13 protein-coding genes and 1 pseudogene are annotated in these 16,299 nt (G+C 69.5%); 7 read left to right on the top strand and 7 right to left on the bottom strand.

Annotation, left to right across the window (positions count from 1 at the left end; translation table 11 throughout):
• Positions 1–172 precede the first annotated feature (172 nt).
• Both ACFWJX_RS10705 and ACFWJX_RS10700 read left to right on the top strand, forming a co-directional pair.
• Positions 173–2,131 (top strand): YncE family protein, encoded by a 1,959-nt coding sequence (locus tag ACFWJX_RS10705; protein WP_383239940.1) that lies wholly within the window; start codon positions 173–175, stop codon positions 2,129–2,131.
• 121 nt (positions 2,132–2,252) lie between these two features.
• Positions 2,253–3,230 (top strand): pirin family protein, encoded by a 978-nt coding sequence (locus ACFWJX_RS10700; protein ID WP_383239937.1) that lies wholly within the window; start codon positions 2,253–2,255, stop codon positions 3,228–3,230.
• Between the two features lie 81 nt (positions 3,231–3,311).
• On the opposite strand, the gene ACFWJX_RS10695 is transcribed toward ACFWJX_RS10700, so the two are convergent.
• A complete protein-coding gene (locus ACFWJX_RS10695; protein ID WP_383239934.1) occupies positions 3,312–4,292 on the bottom strand; it encodes a Bro-N domain-containing protein in 981 nt (326 codons plus the stop codon).
• Positions 4,293–4,474: 182 nt separating this feature from the next.
• Between ACFWJX_RS10695 and ACFWJX_RS10690 the strand changes: the two genes are divergently transcribed.
• Positions 4,475–5,557 carry an AI-2E family transporter gene (locus tag ACFWJX_RS10690; RefSeq protein WP_383239931.1) on the top strand — a complete coding sequence of 361 codons (1,083 nt, stop codon included), beginning with the start codon at positions 4,475–4,477 and terminating at the stop codon, positions 5,555–5,557.
• Here the strand turns inward: ACFWJX_RS10690 and ACFWJX_RS10685 are convergent.
• Entirely contained in the window at positions 5,494–7,665 is a 2,172-nt protein-coding gene (locus ACFWJX_RS10685; protein WP_383239928.1) for a SpoIIE family protein phosphatase, read from the bottom strand. The two genes, ACFWJX_RS10690 and ACFWJX_RS10685, sit on opposite strands and share 64 nt — an antisense overlap.
• Positions 7,666–7,826: 161 nt before the next feature.
• On the opposite strand from ACFWJX_RS10685, the gene aspS reads away from it, so the two are divergent.
• The 3 genes from aspS (at position 7,827) to ACFWJX_RS10670 (ending at position 11,698) form a co-directional block, all read left to right on the top strand.
• Positions 7,827–9,590 (top strand): aspartate--tRNA ligase, encoded by a 1,764-nt coding sequence (gene aspS / locus ACFWJX_RS10680; protein WP_383239925.1) that lies wholly within the window; start codon positions 7,827–7,829, stop codon positions 9,588–9,590.
• Between the two features lie 193 nt (positions 9,591–9,783).
• Entirely contained in the window at positions 9,784–10,164 is a 381-nt protein-coding gene (locus ACFWJX_RS10675) for a hypothetical protein (protein ID WP_383239922.1), read from the top strand.
• Positions 10,165–10,354: 190 nt separating this feature from the next.
• Positions 10,355–11,698 (top strand): polysaccharide lyase family 1 protein, encoded by a 1,344-nt coding sequence (locus tag ACFWJX_RS10670; protein ID WP_383239919.1) that lies wholly within the window; start codon positions 10,355–10,357, stop codon positions 11,696–11,698.
• Here the strand turns inward: ACFWJX_RS10670 and ACFWJX_RS10665 are convergent.
• The gene (locus tag ACFWJX_RS10665; RefSeq protein WP_383239917.1) at positions 11,691–12,215 is read right to left on the bottom strand and encodes a hypothetical protein; all 525 of its coding nucleotides are present in this window, start codon (positions 12,213–12,215) and stop codon (positions 11,691–11,693) included. The genes ACFWJX_RS10670 and ACFWJX_RS10665 overlap by 8 nt on opposite strands.
• A gap of 151 nt (positions 12,216–12,366) precedes the next feature.
• On the opposite strand from ACFWJX_RS10665, the pseudogene ACFWJX_RS10660 reads away from it, so the two are divergent.
• Positions 12,367–12,483, top strand: a pseudogene (locus ACFWJX_RS10660) (transcriptional regulator); the annotation flags it as partial.
• Between the two features lie 4 nt (positions 12,484–12,487).
• Here ACFWJX_RS10660 and ACFWJX_RS10655 read toward each other — a convergent pair.
• The 4 genes from ACFWJX_RS10655 to ACFWJX_RS10640 all read right to left on the bottom strand — a co-directional run.
• Positions 12,488–12,853 (bottom strand): PH domain-containing protein, encoded by a 366-nt coding sequence (locus tag ACFWJX_RS10655; RefSeq protein WP_356561202.1) that lies wholly within the window; start codon positions 12,851–12,853, stop codon positions 12,488–12,490.
• A 78-nt stretch (positions 12,854–12,931) separates the two neighbouring features.
• Positions 12,932–13,414: a hypothetical protein gene (locus ACFWJX_RS10650; protein ID WP_383239914.1), complete on the bottom strand. Its 483-nt coding sequence runs from the start codon at positions 13,412–13,414 to the stop codon at positions 12,932–12,934.
• Positions 13,415–13,509: 95 nt separating this feature from the next.
• Positions 13,510–15,240 (bottom strand): methionine--tRNA ligase, encoded by a 1,731-nt coding sequence (gene metG, locus ACFWJX_RS10645; protein ID WP_383239911.1) that lies wholly within the window; start codon positions 15,238–15,240, stop codon positions 13,510–13,512.
• A 124-nt stretch (positions 15,241–15,364) separates the two neighbouring features.
• A partial coding sequence (locus ACFWJX_RS10640; RefSeq protein WP_383239908.1) for a VWA domain-containing protein occupies positions 15,365–16,299 on the bottom strand: 935 nt, incomplete at its 5' end.

Genomic DNA, 16,299 nt, shown 5'->3' with positions numbered 1-16,299 from the left:
GTCCTCCCGGCGGCCGAAAACCCCACCCCATTTGTCACAGGCATGCCATAGGCTTCCCCCTGGCAGCCGCGCCCCGCGCATCACCGCTTTCACGGTGGGTGCGGGCGCCGCGCGGCGCTCTCATCACCCGGTCGATCACCGGGTTCCTTCGTGGGGGTTCATCACTGTGCGTATGCGCAGCACTTCGGTCGCGACTTCGCTCGCGGTCCTCTTCGGTTCCGCGGCGCTGAGCGTCGTGTCGGCGGGTACCGCCTCGGCGGCCGCCACCACCGTCACCAACACCGGCGGCTTCGTCGTGAACGGCGCCCTTCAGCGGGTCTTCGTCGGCGACGCCGCGAACGGGCGGATCCTGGCCGCCGACTACAACGGCACCCTCGTCGACCTCAACGTCGGCTTCGGCAGCGTCAGCGACCTGGCCCTGTCCGACGACGGCACCACCCTGTACGCGGCCCTGCCCAACAGCCACGAGGTCGTGGCCCTCGACGCGGCCACCCTCGACGTCCGGACCCGCTACGCCATCCCCACCGGCACCGGCCCGCGCCACATCGCCTTCGCGGGCGGCAAGGCGTGGTTCTCGTACGGCGACCAGTGGGACGGCGACCTCGGCTCGGTCGATCCGGCCGTGGACCCGGCGAGCGGGGCCGCCCCCGTGGCCATGGCGCAGTTCCCGACCGAGGGCACCTCCAGCGGCCTGTGGGGCCAGGCGCTGCTGGACACCGACCCGAACCGGCCGGGCGTGCTGGCCGTCGCCCAGACCGGTATCTCCACGGACTCCATGGCCGTCCTGGACGTGACCGACGGGACGGCGAAGGTCACCGCCTGGTACGGCGGTGACTACACGCTGAACAACGGCATCGGCGACATCGACCTCGTCGCCGGAGCCGACGAGGTACTCGTCAACGGCACGGACCGGGACGCCTACGCGGACGGCCGTTTCAGCAAGGCGGGCTCCTACCCGCGCGGGAACGGCGCCGACATCGCGGCGAACGGTCTGGTCGCCCAGGCCGTCGGCAACAAGGTCGCGGTCTACCGGCCGAACGCCACGCAGCCGCTGCGCACCTACACCGCCGGCGCCGTGTCCTCCGACCACGCTCCCGTGACCGTGCGCTGGGCGCCCGACTCCTCGCGGATCTTCGCGCTCGTCCAGGCCGGTGGCGCCTACACCCTGAAGGCCCTGACGCAGCCGACCCTCAACGTCCCCACCCTCACGGTCAACGCCCCCGCCTCCGCGCCCCGCGCGAAGAAGCTGACCGTCACCGGCAAGCTCTCGGCGACGGTGCCGCTGCCGGCCGGGGTGCGGCTGACGGTCACGCGCACCGACCTGGAGAGCCCCAAGGGCAAGACACTTCCTGCCGCCACGGTGGCTTCGAACGGCAGCTACTCCTTCGCGGACACCCCGCCCGCCGGCGGCACGGTCACGTACAAGGTGACGTACGCGGGCGACACAGCGCACACCGCGGCCTCCGCCACCGACAAGGTCGCGGTCTCCCGTGCCGCCACCGCGCTGACCCTGAACAACAACGGCAAGCTGTACAACTACGGCACCGACGTCAAGTTCACCGCGCACCTCGGGACGACGTACAAGAACCGCACGGTGCAGATCTGGGCGGACCCCTTCGGCGCCGACAAGCCGAAGAAGCTGATCAAGACCGGCACGGTCAACTCCAGCGGGAACATCAGCGCCTTGGTGGACATGACCCGCGACACGGCCGTCACCGCCGTCTTCGCCGGTGACGCCCGGTACGCGCCCAAGTCGGTGAAGGCCACGGCGTACGCGCGGGTCAAGGTCTCCACCGCCGTTTCGCGGCACTACAAAACGGCCAAGATCGGCTCGACCTCGTACGCCTGGTTCCACAAGAACACCGACCCGCTGCTCACCACCACGATGACCTACTACCCGGGCCGGCAGCAGCGCTTCGACCTCCAGGTCTACTACCAGGGCGCCTGGTACACCACGGGCTCGGAGTACTTCCCGGTCGGCTCGAACGGCAAGTCGGCCGTGAGCCTCGGCGCGCCCGGTGAGTCCGGCGTCCGGGCACGCATGCGGTCGGTGTACGTCAACGGCTCGTCCGGTGACTCCGTGAACTCGACGACGTACGGGGCGTGGAAGTACCTGTACTTCAGCAACTGACACTGATCGCCCAGACGGCGCGGACCCGGAGGGAATGTCCTCCGGGTCCTCGTCGTTCTGGGTGGCAGAAAGTTCAACGCTCAACTAAAGTGGGACGCACGCCGCCCAAGGAGGTACGGACATGCCTGCAGTGACCGTCGAGAACCCGCTGACCCTGCCCCGCGTGGCCGCGCAGGCCGACGCCGTGGCACGTCCCGTGCTCACCGTGACGACCGCGCCCAGCGGCTTCGAGGGCGAGGGCTTCCCGGTGCGCCGGGCCTTCGCGGGGATCAACTACCGTCACCTCGACCCGTTCATCATGATGGACCAGATGGGCGAGGTGGAGTACGCGCCGGGAGAGCCGAAGGGCACCCCGTGGCACCCCCACCGCGGCTTCGAGACCGTCACCTACATCATCGACGGGATCTTCGACCACCAGGACAGCCAGGGCGGCGGAGGCACCATCACCAACGGCGACACCCAGTGGATGACGGCCGGTTCCGGTCTCCTCCACATCGAGGCGCCGCCGGAGCAGCTCGTCATGTCCGGCGGTCTCTTCCACGGCCTCCAGCTGTGGGTGAACCTCCCGGCCAAGGACAAGATGATGGCCCCGCGCTACCAGGACATCCGCGGCGGCAGCGTCCAGCTGCTCACCTCCCCCGACGGCGGCGCGCTGCTCCGCGTCATCGCCGGCGAGCTGGACGGCCATGCCGGGCCCGGCATCACCCACACCCCGATCACGATGGTCCACGCGACACTCGCGCCGGGTGCGGAGATCACCCTGCCGTGGCGCGAGGACTTCAACGGCCTCGCGTACGTCATGGCGGGCAAGGGCTCGGTCGGCGCGGAACGCCGCCCGGTCCAGCTCGGCCAGACCGCCGTCTTCGGAGCGGGCTCCTCCCTGACCGTCCGCGCGGACGAGCGGCAGGACTCCCACACCCCGGACATGGAGGTCGTCCTCCTCGGCGGACAGCCCATCCGTGAGCCCATGGCCCACTACGGCCCGTTCGTCATGAACACCCGCGACGAACTCCAGCAGGCGTTCGACGACTTCCAGAAGGGCCGGCTGGGCACGATCCCGGCGGTCCACGGAATGTCCGAGGGCGGCCCGCGGGGCTGAAACTCCGGCTAACGTACGAGAGGGCCCGAAGTCGCAACTTCGTTTTGCGACTTCGGGCCTTCTCTCGTCGGGGCGCCCCCGCTACGGCAGTACGTAGATGGGCGCCCCGTCCGCGGCACAGCCCGTCTGCCGCATGCAGCCGCGTTTGAGTAGCGTGCGGAGGCAGTCGTGGACGCGGGCAAGGGAGAGCCCCGTCCGAGCGGCGATCTCCTCCATGCGGTAACTGGCCTCGCCCCGGACGAGTGCGGGCGCCAGGTAGGCCGCCACCGCGTGGATGTCCTCGGTAAAGACGAGGTTCTTCGCCTTCCAGGTGGCCAGGAGCTGCTGGGGTGTCAACTTCGGCTCCGGGTGGCGGAACCTGAGGGACTGGGCGATGTCCTGGAGCGCATCGGCGATCGTGCGTTGGCTGTCGGCGATGGCGCTTTGGTCACGGGCGATCGTGCCCTGGCTGCGGGCGATTGCGCCCTGACTGCGGCTGATCTCTCGTAGGAGTTCGGTCTGCTCCCTCTGGAAGGCCGCCATGATCTCGTCGGCCTGGATGTTCCTCACTTCGAGCCGCACGATCGCGTCGGCGACCTGTTGGGGCATGGCGTAGGCGGCGGTGCCGGTGGGGGCGGGTTGTACGGGGGCCGGTTCCAGGGAGTAGGAACCGTCGCGCTGGATGGTGGCGATGACTTCGGAGACCCAGTTCCTGAACGGCTGCGACTCCGGCTTCGTGCACCTCTGAACGAGCTGGATGAGACCTTGTAGGTTCACCAACTTCATCGTTGTGCGGAACCCGTGACCTGCGGTATTGCTCCTTGCGTCGCTCAGACCGACGCTTCGTGCAATATCGCCGAACGTCGTTGTGTGATGTTGCGACACCGCGCTCTGCATGGCGTCCCGTGTATTCGCGTAGCCGAGTTGCTTCGCCACATCCATCGCTGGGAACCAGTGTTCCCCACTCCGAGTCGTCAGCCTCCGTACCCGCGCCCCCGTGGCCGCGAACACGAAGTCGTTGATGTCGATCGCGTCCCGCTGTGTCGTCGTCTCGTCGGGCGGCGTGTTGTTGTGCTCGTACATCGAGCATCACCTCCACCTCGGACGCTAGGCATATGCCTGGGGGGTTCGGACGATTGTCGGAGATGTTCATTCCCCAGGGGACTGAGGCATCGATTCTGCTGAGGGGGTGTGCCGATGCCGGGGCGTCACCCGGCCGGTCGTCCGCGCAGGACAACCCGTGTGGGGCGTGATCCGCTGGAGGGGTGCCGTCGCTGCTTCCCGCTCCCGTTCGTCGTCTGGCCGCCTGGTGTGTGGTGATCCTGCTGGTGTCGGGGGTCGTGTACGTCGGGATCCGGCTGTGTGTGGAGTTTCGTACGGCGGTCGTGCCGGTGTTGCTCGCGTTGCTCGGGACGGCGTTGCTGGGGCCGTTTCACCGGCGGCTCGTCAAGGCGCGCGTCAACCGGTCGGTGGCCGCGGGGGTCACCTGTGTGGCTGTTGTCGCAGTGGTGGGCGGGGCGGTGTACATCGTGGTCGCCGCGCTCGTGAACAGCGGTGACGAGATCGTGGCCTCGCTGAAGGACGCGGCGCGGGGGCTCACCGAGCATTTCGGGGCGGCGGGGACCTCGCTGGACGACATCGCCTCAAACGCCCGGGAGTTGCTGACGAAGTTCGGCGGGACGGCCGCCTCCGGGGTGATCAGCGGGGTGAGTGTGGTGGGCGAGGGCATCGCCATGGCCGTACTGGCGCTGCTGCTGGTCTTCTTCTTCCTGCGGGATTCCGACCGGGCCGTGGACACGCTGCGGGCCCTTGCCCCGGACGGGACGGCGGACGGGCTGGAGGCCATGGGGCGGCGGGCTTTCCAGGCCGTCGAGGGGTTCATGCGGGGGACCTCGCTCATCGCGTTCATCGACGCCGTGTGCATCACCGTCGGGCTGCTGGTGCTCGATGTCCCCGGCGCGGTGGGACTGGGGGCGCTCGTGTTCGTCGGCGCGTACATCCCGTATCTCGGTGCGTTCCTCTCGGGGGCCGTCGCCGTGCTGGTCGCGCTGGCCGACCGGGGGTTCGTCATCGCGTTGTGGGCGCTCGGGGTGGTGCTGGCCGTGCAGGTGCTGGAGGGGCATGTGCTCCAGCCGATGATCCAGAGCCGGACGGTGCAGATGCATCCGGCGGTGGTGATGCTCGCGATCACGGCGGGGGCGTCGGTCGCCGGGATCCTCGGCATGCTGCTTGCCGTACCGCTGACGGCGGCGGTGTTCGGGGTGCTGCACGAGCTGCGGCAGCGTTACGCCGCACCCGACTCCGACTCCGCCTCCCCGGGCAGCTCGCCGCACTCCGCCGGCTCGTAGAGCTCGAACCAGATGGTCTTGCCCTCGCCGCGCGGGGACACGCCCCACTCGTCGGCGAGCAGTTCGGTCAGGACGAGGCCGCGGCCGGACGAGGCCAGTTCGCCGGGCCGGCGCTTGTGGGGCAGGGAGTCGCTGGTGTCGGTGACCTCGATGCGCATCCGGCGTTCGCCGGGGTCGCCGGCCACTTCCGCCACCAGCAGGGCGTCGTCGTCGGTGTGCACGAGGACGTTGGTCAGCATCTCGGAGACCAGGAGGACGGCCGAGTCGACCTGGTCGTCGCTCGGCCAGTCGTGCAGCAGTTCGCGGAGCTGTGCGCGGGCCTCGGCGATCCGCTCGGGTTCGGCCTGCGCGATGGTGAGCATGGAGCGCCGTACGGCCGGGCGGGCCGGTACGGCGGCGCCGAGACCTCCGCAGCCCGCATCGCCCTGGCGGCAGACGAGCAGGAGGGCGATGTCGTCCTCGCGGCGGTCGGCCAGTGGACCGGTGGTGTGGTGCGAGGACGGCCCGTGCACCGCTTGGACAAGTGCGTCCGCCAGCTCCTCCAGGCCACCGTCGTGCTTCTCCAGGATCTTGCGGATGCGCCGCCAGCCGGTGTCGAGGTCGTGGCCGCCGGTCTCCAGCAGGCCGTCGGTGCACAGCATCAGGGCCTCGCCGGGTTCGAGGGCGAGGCGGGTGGTGGGGTAGTCGGAGTCCGGGTCGATGCCGAGGGGCAGTCCGCCGGCGGTGGCGTGGACGAGGACCGTGCCGTCGGCCATCCGGATCGCCGGGTCGAGGTGTCCGGCGCGGGCGGTTTCCAGGACGCCGGTGACGGGGTCGACCTCGATGTACAGGCAGGTCGCGAAGCGGAGGTCGGCGTGGGCGTGGGCGTCCCCGGTGTGGGTGAGGCCGTAGAGGAAGCGGGAGGCGCGGGAGAGGACGGCGTCGGGGCCGTGGCCCTCGGAGGCGTACGCCCGCAGGGCGATGCGGAGCTGGCCCATGAGGCCGGCCGCCCGCACGTCATGGCCCTGCACGTCCCCGATGACCAGCGCGAACCGTTTGTTCGGCAGCGGGATCATGTCGTACCAGTCGCCGCCGACCTGGAGGCCGCCGCCGGTCGGTATGTAGCGGGCGGCGAGGGTCATGCCGGGGATCTCGGGGCCGAGTGTGGGCAGCATGGAGCGTTGCAGCCCGTCCGTCAGCTCGCGCTGGGTCTCGGCGGCGCCGGCCCGGGTGAGGGCCTGGGCGAGCATGCGGGCCACGGTGGTGAGCACGGACCGCTCGTCGGGGGTGAACGCGACGGGGTAGGCGAAGCCGGCCATCCAGGCGCCCATGGTGCGTCCGGCCACCGTCAGCGGCAGGAACGCCCAGGAGTGGCGGCCGAACTGCGCGGCGAGCGGCCAGGTGAGCGGGTAGCGGGACTTGTAGTGCTCGGGCGAGGAGAGATAGACGGCCCGGCCGGTGCGGACCACCTCTGCCGCCGGATAGTCCGTCTGGAGCGACATCTGGGTGAAGGGGTTCTCGTCGCCGGGCTGCTGTCCGTGATGCCCGATGATCGTCAGCCGGTCGCCCTCCACGCCGAACACGGCGAGGCCGTCCGGCGAGAAGCCCGGCATCGACAGATTGGCCGCGACCCGCAGCACCTCCTCGGTGGACCGGGCCTCCGCCAGCGCCCTGCCCGCGTCCAGCAGGAACGCCTCGCGGGAGCGCCGCCAGTCGCCGGTGACGGCACTGCGGCCGGCCGGGGTGCCCGGTGAGGGCTCGGTGACCTCCTGGAGGGTGCCGATCAGCTCGTACGCCTTCCTGACCGGGTCGAAGGACGGTTTGGATCTGCTGCGGACGACCCGGACGATCCGCCCGCGCTCGTCCATGATCCGGATACGGACCTCGGCGAGGGTGCCCTCGGCGACGGCCAGCTGGACCACGCCGGTGATCTCGTTCCAGTCGACGGGGTGCAGTCGGGCCCGGGTCTGGGCCTCCGTGAGGACGGCTCCCTCGGTGGGCAGCCCGAGCAGCCGGGCCGCCTCGGCATCGACCGTGACCAGGCCGGTGGAGGTGTCCCAGTGCCACAGGCCGGTCGCGAGGGAGGCCAGGACATCCCCCACGGCGGGCAGAGGCTCGCCAGTGCGCATTGCCCCACTTTAAGAACAGACGATCGAAGAGTGCCACTGATCGCCGGGTTCGTAATGGTGGGAGCCGATCAATGGTGGGAGCCGATCATGGCTCGCCCGGTACCCTGGGGGTTGTTTCACGTGAAACATGCCCCCGATCCGCGAAGACTGGATGAACGACGATGCATCGGTACAGGTCCCACACCTGCGGCGAGCTCCGCGCCTCTGACGTCGGCACCGACGTCCGGCTGAGCGGCTGGCTGCACAATCGGCGCGACCTGGGCGGCATCCTCTTCATCGATCTGCGCGATCACTACGGCATCACGCAGCTCGTCGCCCGTCCCGGCACGCCCGCGTACGAGGCCCTCGACAAGCTGACCAAGGAGTCGACGGTCCGCGTCGACGGCAAGGTCGTCTCCCGGGGCACCGAGAACGTCAACGCGGACCTGCCCACCGGTGAGGTCGAGGTCGAGGTCGGCGAGGTCGAGCTGCTCGGCGCCGCCCAGCCGCTGCCCTTCACGATCAACACCGAGGACGGGGTCAACGAGGAGCGGCGCCTGGAGTACCGCTTCCTCGACCTGCGCCGCGAGCGCATGCACCGCAACATCATGCTGCGTACGGCGGTCATCTCGGCGATCCGTCACAAGATGGTGGCGCTCGGCTTCAACGAGATGGCGACCCCGATCCTGACCGCGACCTCCCCCGAGGGCGCGCGTGACTTCGTGGTCCCCTCGCGCCTCCACCCGGGCCGTTTCTACGCCCTTCCGCAGGCGCCGCAGCAGTTCAAGCAGCTGCTGATGATCTCCGGCTTCGACCGCTACTTCCAGATCGCGCCCTGCTTCCGCGACGAGGACGCCCGCGCGGACCGTTCGCCGGGCGAGTTCTACCAGCTCGACGTCGAGATGAGCTTCGTCGAGCAGGAGGACGTCTTCCAGCCGATCGAGAAGCTCATGACCGAGCTGTTCACGGAGTTCGGCGGCGACCGTGAGGTCACCTCGCCGTTCCCGCGGATCCCGTTCCGTGAGTCGATGCTGAAGTACGGCTCCGACAAGCCGGACCTGCGCGCCCAGCTGGAGCTGGTCGACATCACCGACATCTTCGAGGGCTCGGAGTTCAAGGCCTTCGCCGGCAAGCACGTGCGCGCGCTGCCGGTGCCGGACGTCTCGGCGCAGCCCCGCAAGTTCTTCGACCAGCTCGGTGACTACGCCGTCTCGCAGGGCGCCAAGGGCCTGGCCTGGGTCCGCGTCGCCGAGGACGGCTCGCTGTCCGGCCCGATCGCGAAGTTCCTCACCGAGGACAACGTGGCCGAGCTGACGAAGCGGCTGTCGCTGGCCGCCGGTCACGCGGTGTTCTTCGGCGCGGGCGAGTTCGACGAGGTCTCGAAGATCATGGGCGCGGTGCGCGTCGAGGCCGCCAAGCGGGCCGGGCACTTCGAGGAGAACGTCTTCCGCTTCTGCTGGATCGTCGACTTCCCGATGTACGAGAAGGACGAGGAGACCGGGAAGATCGACTTCTCGCACAACCCGTTCTCGATGCCGCAGGGTGGCATGGACGCCCTGGAGAACCAGGACCCGCTGGACATCCTCGCGTGGCAGTACGACATCGTCTGCAACGGTGTCGAGCTGTCCTCCGGCGCGATCCGGAACCACGAGCCGGACATCATGCTCAAGGCGTTCAACATCGCGGGTTACGACGACGAGACCGTGGAACGCGAGTTCGCCGGCATGCTGCGCGCGCTCCGCTTCGGCGCCCCGCCGCACGGTGGCATCGCCCCCGGTGTCGACCGCATCGTCATGCTCCTCGCGGACGAGCCGAACATCCGCGAGACGATCGCCTTCCCGCTCAACGGCAACGCCCAGGATCTGATGATGGGCGCGCCGACGGAGCTGGAGGAGGCGCGGCTGCGTGAGCTGCACCTGACGGTGCGCAAGCCGCAGCCGAAGTAGCCGGTGCGACCTGAGTGGCCCGGAACCGACGCCGGTTCCGGGCCACTTCCGCGTTTCCAGGACCGGCCCTCTTCCAGGGCGACCTCACCGGCGCCCCACAGGAGCCCCGGGGCCCGTCCACAGCGGGGCGGCGTCTCATGGGAGGCGCAGGTCGGTGGGGCAGCAGGGTCGGTGGGGCGAGGAGGAAGCCAGCATGGGGTTCATGGTCGTGTTGTCGGTGCTGCTGGTCGTCGGCGCAGTCGGTGGGGTGGTGGCCCAGCGTCGCTCGCGGCGGGACCGGCACCCGTCCGGCCTGGACGCGGAGGCCGAGGCCAACCAGTGGCTCGTACGGCTCGGGGGAGGCCTGGTCCCGCCTGACGTGCGGGCCTGGGCGGGGGCCGGTGAGGACACGGCACGGGCGTTGACCAGCGCGGCGGACTGCCATCGCGAGGCACGGGCACGGCTGGCGGACGCCCGTACGGCGGCGGAGTACGCGGAGGTGACGCGGACGGCGCGGGAGGGACTGGACCATCTGCGGAGGGCGCGGGCGGGGCTGGGCAGGGAGACGGCGTCGGCGTCACCGGCGGCGGGCTGAAGGCGGGCGGAATCACGGACGGGGCGTACGACCGCACGCACGCGCGCGTGGCCGAACGCCCCGACATCGTGAAGGCGTTTGATCGTGTGGCGGCGAGGGCTGGAGAAAAAGTTCTCGTGACGCGGCAACTCCTCATGGCACGGCGACCACTGACAGGGCGTAACCCCGCTCCCCCCTGTAAGGATCCCCCGTGGCAGCTCCCTCCCACCGCCGGTCCCTCCGCTCGCGCCGCACCCTCGTCGTCACCGCCGCCGTCGTGGCCGCGGGTGTCGGCGCCGGTGTCGTCGTGATCAACGCCAACGCCGGGACCGTCGACCTGTACCACCAGACGCTCGCCGCCAAGGGCGGCTGGGCGTCCTCCGGTACGGGCACCACCGGTGGAACGAAGGCCGACGCCGCTCACACCTTCACCGTCTCCACCCGCGCCCAGCTCGTGAAGGCGCTCGGTTCCGCGACCGACACCACGCCCCGGATCATCAAGGTCAAGGGCACCATCGACGCCAACACCGACGACGCGGGCAAGAAGCTGACCTGCGCCGACTACGCGGCCGGCACCGGTTACTCGCTGGCGGCCTACCTCAAGGCCTACGACCCGGCCACCTACGGCCGCTCCGCGCTGCCGTCCGGCACGCAGGAGAAGGCGCGCGCCGCCGCCCAGTCCAAGCAGGCCAAGAACATCGTGTTCAAGGTGCCCGCCAACACGACGATCGTGGGCGTCCCCGGCACCGGCGCGGGCCTCACCGGCGCCATGCTCCAGGTGCAGAACGTGGACAACGTCATCGTCCGCAACATGAACTTCGCCGCCACCGAGGACTGCTTCCCCCAGTGGGACCCGACCGACGGCGACGACGGCAACTGGAACTCCAACTACGACTCGGTCACCCTGCGCGGCGCGACCCACGTGTGGGCGGACCACAACACGTTCACCGACGCGCCCCACCTGGACAGCTCCAACCCGAAGTACTACGGCCGCGAGTACCAGATCCACGACGGCTCCCTCGACATCACCAAGGGCTCCGACCTGGTGACCGTCTCGCACAACCAGTTCACCAACCACGACAAGACGATGCTGATCGGCAGCAGCGACACCGACAGCGTCGGCAAGCTGCGGGTCTCCATCCACCACAACGTGTGGAAGGGCATCATCCAGCGCGCCCCGCTGGCCCGCATCGGCCAGATCCACATCTACAACAACTACTACGACGTCACGCCCCTCAACGGCTACGCGACGCAGTACAGCATCAACTCCCGCGCCAAGGCCCAGGTCGTCGCGGAGAACAACTACTGGAAGCTCCCGTCCGGAGCGAAGGCCGCCAAGCTCCTCAGCGGCGACGGCACCGGCTCGGTCAAGGGCTCCGGCAACCTGGTCAACGGCACGACGACCGACCTCGTCGCCGCCTACAACGCCGCCTCGTCGAAGGACCTGAAGACCACGGTCAACTGGACCCCGACCCTCACGTCGGGCCTGGAGGCCTCGGCGAAGAACCTGCCGATGTCGCTGGCCACGACGGCGGGCGCGGGCGTGCTCAAGTAGTACCCACGCAGCGCGGGGGCCCGGGAGACATACGGTCTCCCGGGCCCCCGTGCGTCAGCGGCCGTGGGCCGAGGCTTCCGTCATGTCCGCTTCCTCCCAAGCGGGCGGCCAGCGGCTTGATGTCGATGGCGGCGCCGGTGCGGAGTGACTGGCTGTGGCAGCCCAGTCCGATCGCCAGCAGCGGCAGGTCGGGGTGCTGGGCGAGGTGGTTGCCGATCACCGTGAAGCGGGTGGTGTGGCGGGTGTTGTCGTGGGTGACGCCACCGGGATGCGTGTGCGCGTTCGCGTGGTCACGCCGGAGGGGGCCGGTTTTCCCACCGATATGGGACTGGGCGTGCGGGCGCACGCTAGTGTTTTGGGTATCCATCGGGAAGGGTCTGACTTCCTTGGTGGTCAGGCCCTCGCACTGGGATTGGCGTCCCGGCGAGGGCCGTTTGCATGTCTGGGCTTGTGCCGTGCTGCGCTGAGCGTAGAGCTGGCAACCAGCCATGAATTCGGCCCAGTTGGCGATGTTCACTCCCGCGAGTGAATGTGCGCCGTGGGCGGAAGGGGTGGGGCTTGGCGGGGTTTCTTTCCCTCTGGAGGAGTTCCTTGGGGAAGAACGCCGAGGGCACCGGAACACACGCGGTCGGGTTCCGGTGCCTGAGGACGTTGCGGCACGACACGGGAACGTCCTGCTGCCTGTGATGCCGCTGCATTCCGACACACATTCCGGGCTGGACGGTCGAATCGAGCTGGTGAGGTTCCCGGACGGTACGGCGGTGGGCCGCTCCGACGGTGCCTACGCGGCTACTGCGTGACGAACTGCGTGAGGATCGCCTGCACCTCGTAGATGTCCACGCCCTTGGTGAACGTCTTCTGGATCGGTGTCGGTGTGCCCGACACCCAGATCTTCAGTTCGGCGTCGAGGTCGAAGGTGCCGGCGGTCTCGACCGCGAAGTGCGTGATGCTGCGGTACGGGACGGAGTGGTACTCCACCTTCTTCCCGGTGATCCCCTGCTTGTCGACCAGCAGCAGCCGCCGGTCGGTGAACAGGATCGTGTCCCGGATCAGCAGATACGCGGCATGCACCCGCTCGCCCTGCCCGAGCAGCCGCGCGTAGTCCTGCTGGGCCGTCCCCGAGTCGATCGTGTGCGCGTTCCCGAACAGCGCCATGAAGTCCCCCTGTGTTGTCGGTGTCGCAGAGGGGGACGCCGTCGGGGTGTGGACAGTTGCGCGGCGCGGGTGGTCCCGTCAGGTGTCGTACGTGCCGTCCCACGGGGCACCGAAGCCGAGCTGGTCCGGGTACAGCTCCGCCCAGTCCTCGTCGTCCTCCTCGTCCTTGCGGATCACGAGCCCGAAGAGGACGTTCTCGTGGGTGAGTTGGAAGGGGCGGATCGCGATGTCCGTGTACGAGCGGCGGGGCAGGCTGCGCAGGAGGGTGGCCAGGCGGGCGCGGGCGCGGTTGAGGACCGAGTCGTCGCCGTGGGGGTTGCGCTGCTGCTGCGCCCAGGTACCGGCGCACCAGATGTCCGAGTTCCGGTAGCGGCCCTCGGCGTCGAAGGTGTGCAGCACGGTGTAGAGACGTTTGTGCTCTTCCCAGCCGTCGTCGAGACGGAAGCCCTGCGGGAACGCGTATGTGACCGATGCGAGGAACTGACCGTCCGCGTACCGACCGATGGACTCGGTGCGGTGCTTCGGCTCGTAGGCGATCGGGATGACCTGGGGGACTGCCATGGCGGAAACCATACGGCTTGGCGGGAACATGCCGAAGCCGGGGCCCCCGCGTCGGTGGGAGGGACGGGGGCCGCCCCTCCCACCGACGCGGTGCGTCACTCGTCGACGCCGCCGAAGCGCTCCTTGTACGTGGCGAGGTCCTCGTCCGTGAGCTTGGCGAAGAGGACCGGCGGGATCGTGAAGCGGGTGCCGGCCGGGACCGCGGTCAGGGCCTTCGCCTCCGCCTCGGTGACCCAGGTCGCCGTGTCGTCGGCCAGGGAGAACGCCTCACGCATGACCTTCGCCGTCGCCGGGATGAACGGCTCCGAGACCACCGCGTACAGGTGGATCAGGTTCATCGCCGTACGCAGCGTCAGGGCCGCGCCGTCCTTGTCGGTCTTGATCTCCAGCCAGGGGGCCTTCTCCTCCAGGTAGGAGTTGCCCGCCGACCACAGCGCGCGCAGGGCGGCGGCCGCCTTGCGGAACTGGAGGGCCTCCATCTGCTCCTCGTACTCGGCGATGAGCCGCGCGATCTCCGTGCCGAGCTTCGCCTCGGCCTCGCCGGGCGCGCTGCCCGCCGGGACCTCGTCGCCGAAGCGCTTCCTGGAGAACGACAGGACGCGGTTGACGAAGTTGCCGAGGGTGTCGGCGAGGTCCTTGTTCACCGTGGCCGTGAAGTGCTCCCAGGTGAAGGACGAGTCGTCCGACTCGGGGGCGTTGGCGATGAGGAAGTAGCGCCAGTAGTCGGCGGGCAGGATGTCCAGTGCCTGGTCGGTGAAGACGCCGCGCTTCTGTGACGTGGAGAACTTCCCGCCGTAGTACGTCAGCCAGTTGAAGGCCTTGACGTAGTCGACCTTCTTCCACGGCTCGCGCACGCCCAGCTCGGTGGCGGGGAACATCACCGTGTGGAACGGGACGTTGTCCTTCGCCATGAATTCGGTGTACCGGACCGGGTTCTCACCGGTGTCGGCCTCGTACCACCACGACTTCCAGTCGCGGGCCTCGCCGTCGGGCGCCGCGTCCGCCCACTCCTTCGTCGCGCCGATGTACTCGATCGGGGCGTCGAACCAGACGTAGAAGACCTTGCCGTCCGCCGCCAGCTCCGGCCAGGTGTCGGCCGGGACCGGCACGCCCCAGTCCAGGTCGCGGGTGATCGCGCGGTCGTGCAGGCCCTCGGTCAGCCACTTGCGGGCGATGGAGGAGGCCAGCTGCGGCCAGTCCGCCTCGTGCCGCGACACCCACTCCTCGACCTCGTGCTGGAGCTTCGACTGGAGGAGGAAGAGGTGCTTGGTCTCGCGGACCTCCAGGTCCGTGGAGCCGGAGATCGCCGAGCGCGGGTTGATCAGGTCGGTGGGGTCCAGGACCCGGGTGCAGTTCTCGCACTGGTCGCCGCGGGCCTTGTCGTAGCCGCAGTGCGGGCAGGTGCCCTCCACATAGCGGTCCGGGAGGAAACGGCCGTCGGTGGGCGAGTACACCTGGCGGATCGCCCGCTCCTCGATGAAACCGTTCTCGTTGAGGCGGCGGGCGAAGTGCTGGGTGATCTCGACGTTCTGCTGCGAGGAGCTGCGGCCGAAGTAGTCGAACGCGAGTGCGAAGCCGTCGTAGACCGCCTTCTGCGCGTCGTGCGCCTGCGCGCAGAACTCCGCCACCGGGAGGCCCCGCTCCTTCGCGGCCAGCTCGGCCGGCGTGCCGTGCTCGTCCGTCGCGCAGATGTACAGGACGTCGTGGCCGCGCTGGCGGAGGTACCGGGAGTACACGTCCGCCGGGAGCATGGACCCCACCATGTTGCCCAGGTGCTTGATTCCGTTGATGTACGGAAGGGCGCTGGTGATGAGGTGTCGAGCCATCGGGGGCTGCTCCCAGGTTGCTATGTACGGAACCTTGAAATCGTAGCCGACATGGGTACGCCGCCCGCTCCCCGTTTTATGGGATGAGAAGCGGGCGGCGTGAGCACTGGGCCTTCGGTGGGGGCTACGGCCGCCAGGTGGCCAGTACGCCCTCGTACAGCTCCTGGTCCGTGAGCTCCCGGGGAGTCGGGCCCGCGTGGAAGAACGCCGTGTTGCCGGTCTTCAGCTTGCGGAGGTAGTCGAACGCCTTGTTCTCGTGCTCACCGAAGGCGACGAACGAGAAGAAGAGGGACGGGTGCCGTTCCGCGGCATCCGCGAGGGACTGGGTGGCGGGGGTCTTCGCGTCCGGGGCACCGTCCGTCTGGAAGACCACCAGGGCGGGGGACTCGGAGGACGCGGCGTGCTTCTCGTGGTGCGCTACGACCGCCTCGACGGCGGCGTGATAGCTGGTACGGCCCATGCGGCCCAGCCCTGCGTGCAGGTCGTCGATCCTGTTCTCGGGGTCGGTGAGGGTGAGGTCGGCGGTGCCGTCCAGCTCCGTCGAGAAGAAGACGACGTGGACGGTGGGGGGCTGGGTGAGGTGGGCGGCGAGGGCCAGGGTCTGGTCGGCCAGAGCCTGGACGGAGCCGTCCTTGTAGTAGGAGCGCATGGACGCGGAGCGGTCCAGGACGAGGTAGACGTCCGCGTGGGTGTCGGTGAGGTTCAGCTTGGTGAGGGTGGCTGCGGCTGCCCTGTGGGCGGTGAGGAGGTGGGACGGGGTGCTGGTCGGCTCCGCCGGCTGGGGGGTGGTCTCCGTGGCGGGCTCGGCCGGTGCGGGGGTGGTCTCCGCGACGGGCTCCGCCGGTGCGGGGGTGGTCTCCGTCTCGGCTTCGCCTTCGGCGGGGTTGTTCCCACCCGCACCGCCCGTGCGGGTCTCGGTGTCGTCTGCGGGTGGCCCCTGTGGGGCGTCCTCGCCGTCGGCGGCGACGGGCTCCGCCGGTGCGGGGGTGGTCTCCGTCTCGGCTTCGCCTTCGGCGGGGTTGTTCCCACCCGCACCGCCCGTGCGGGTCTCGGTGTCGT

It is taken from the genome of Streptomyces sp. NPDC058335, from assembly GCF_042723915.1.
In the GTDB taxonomy this organism is placed as follows: domain Bacteria; phylum Actinomycetota; class Actinomycetes; order Streptomycetales; family Streptomycetaceae; genus Streptomyces.
Note: the sequence above shows the minus strand (reverse complement) of the source record. Positions and strands in the feature narration are given on the sequence as shown.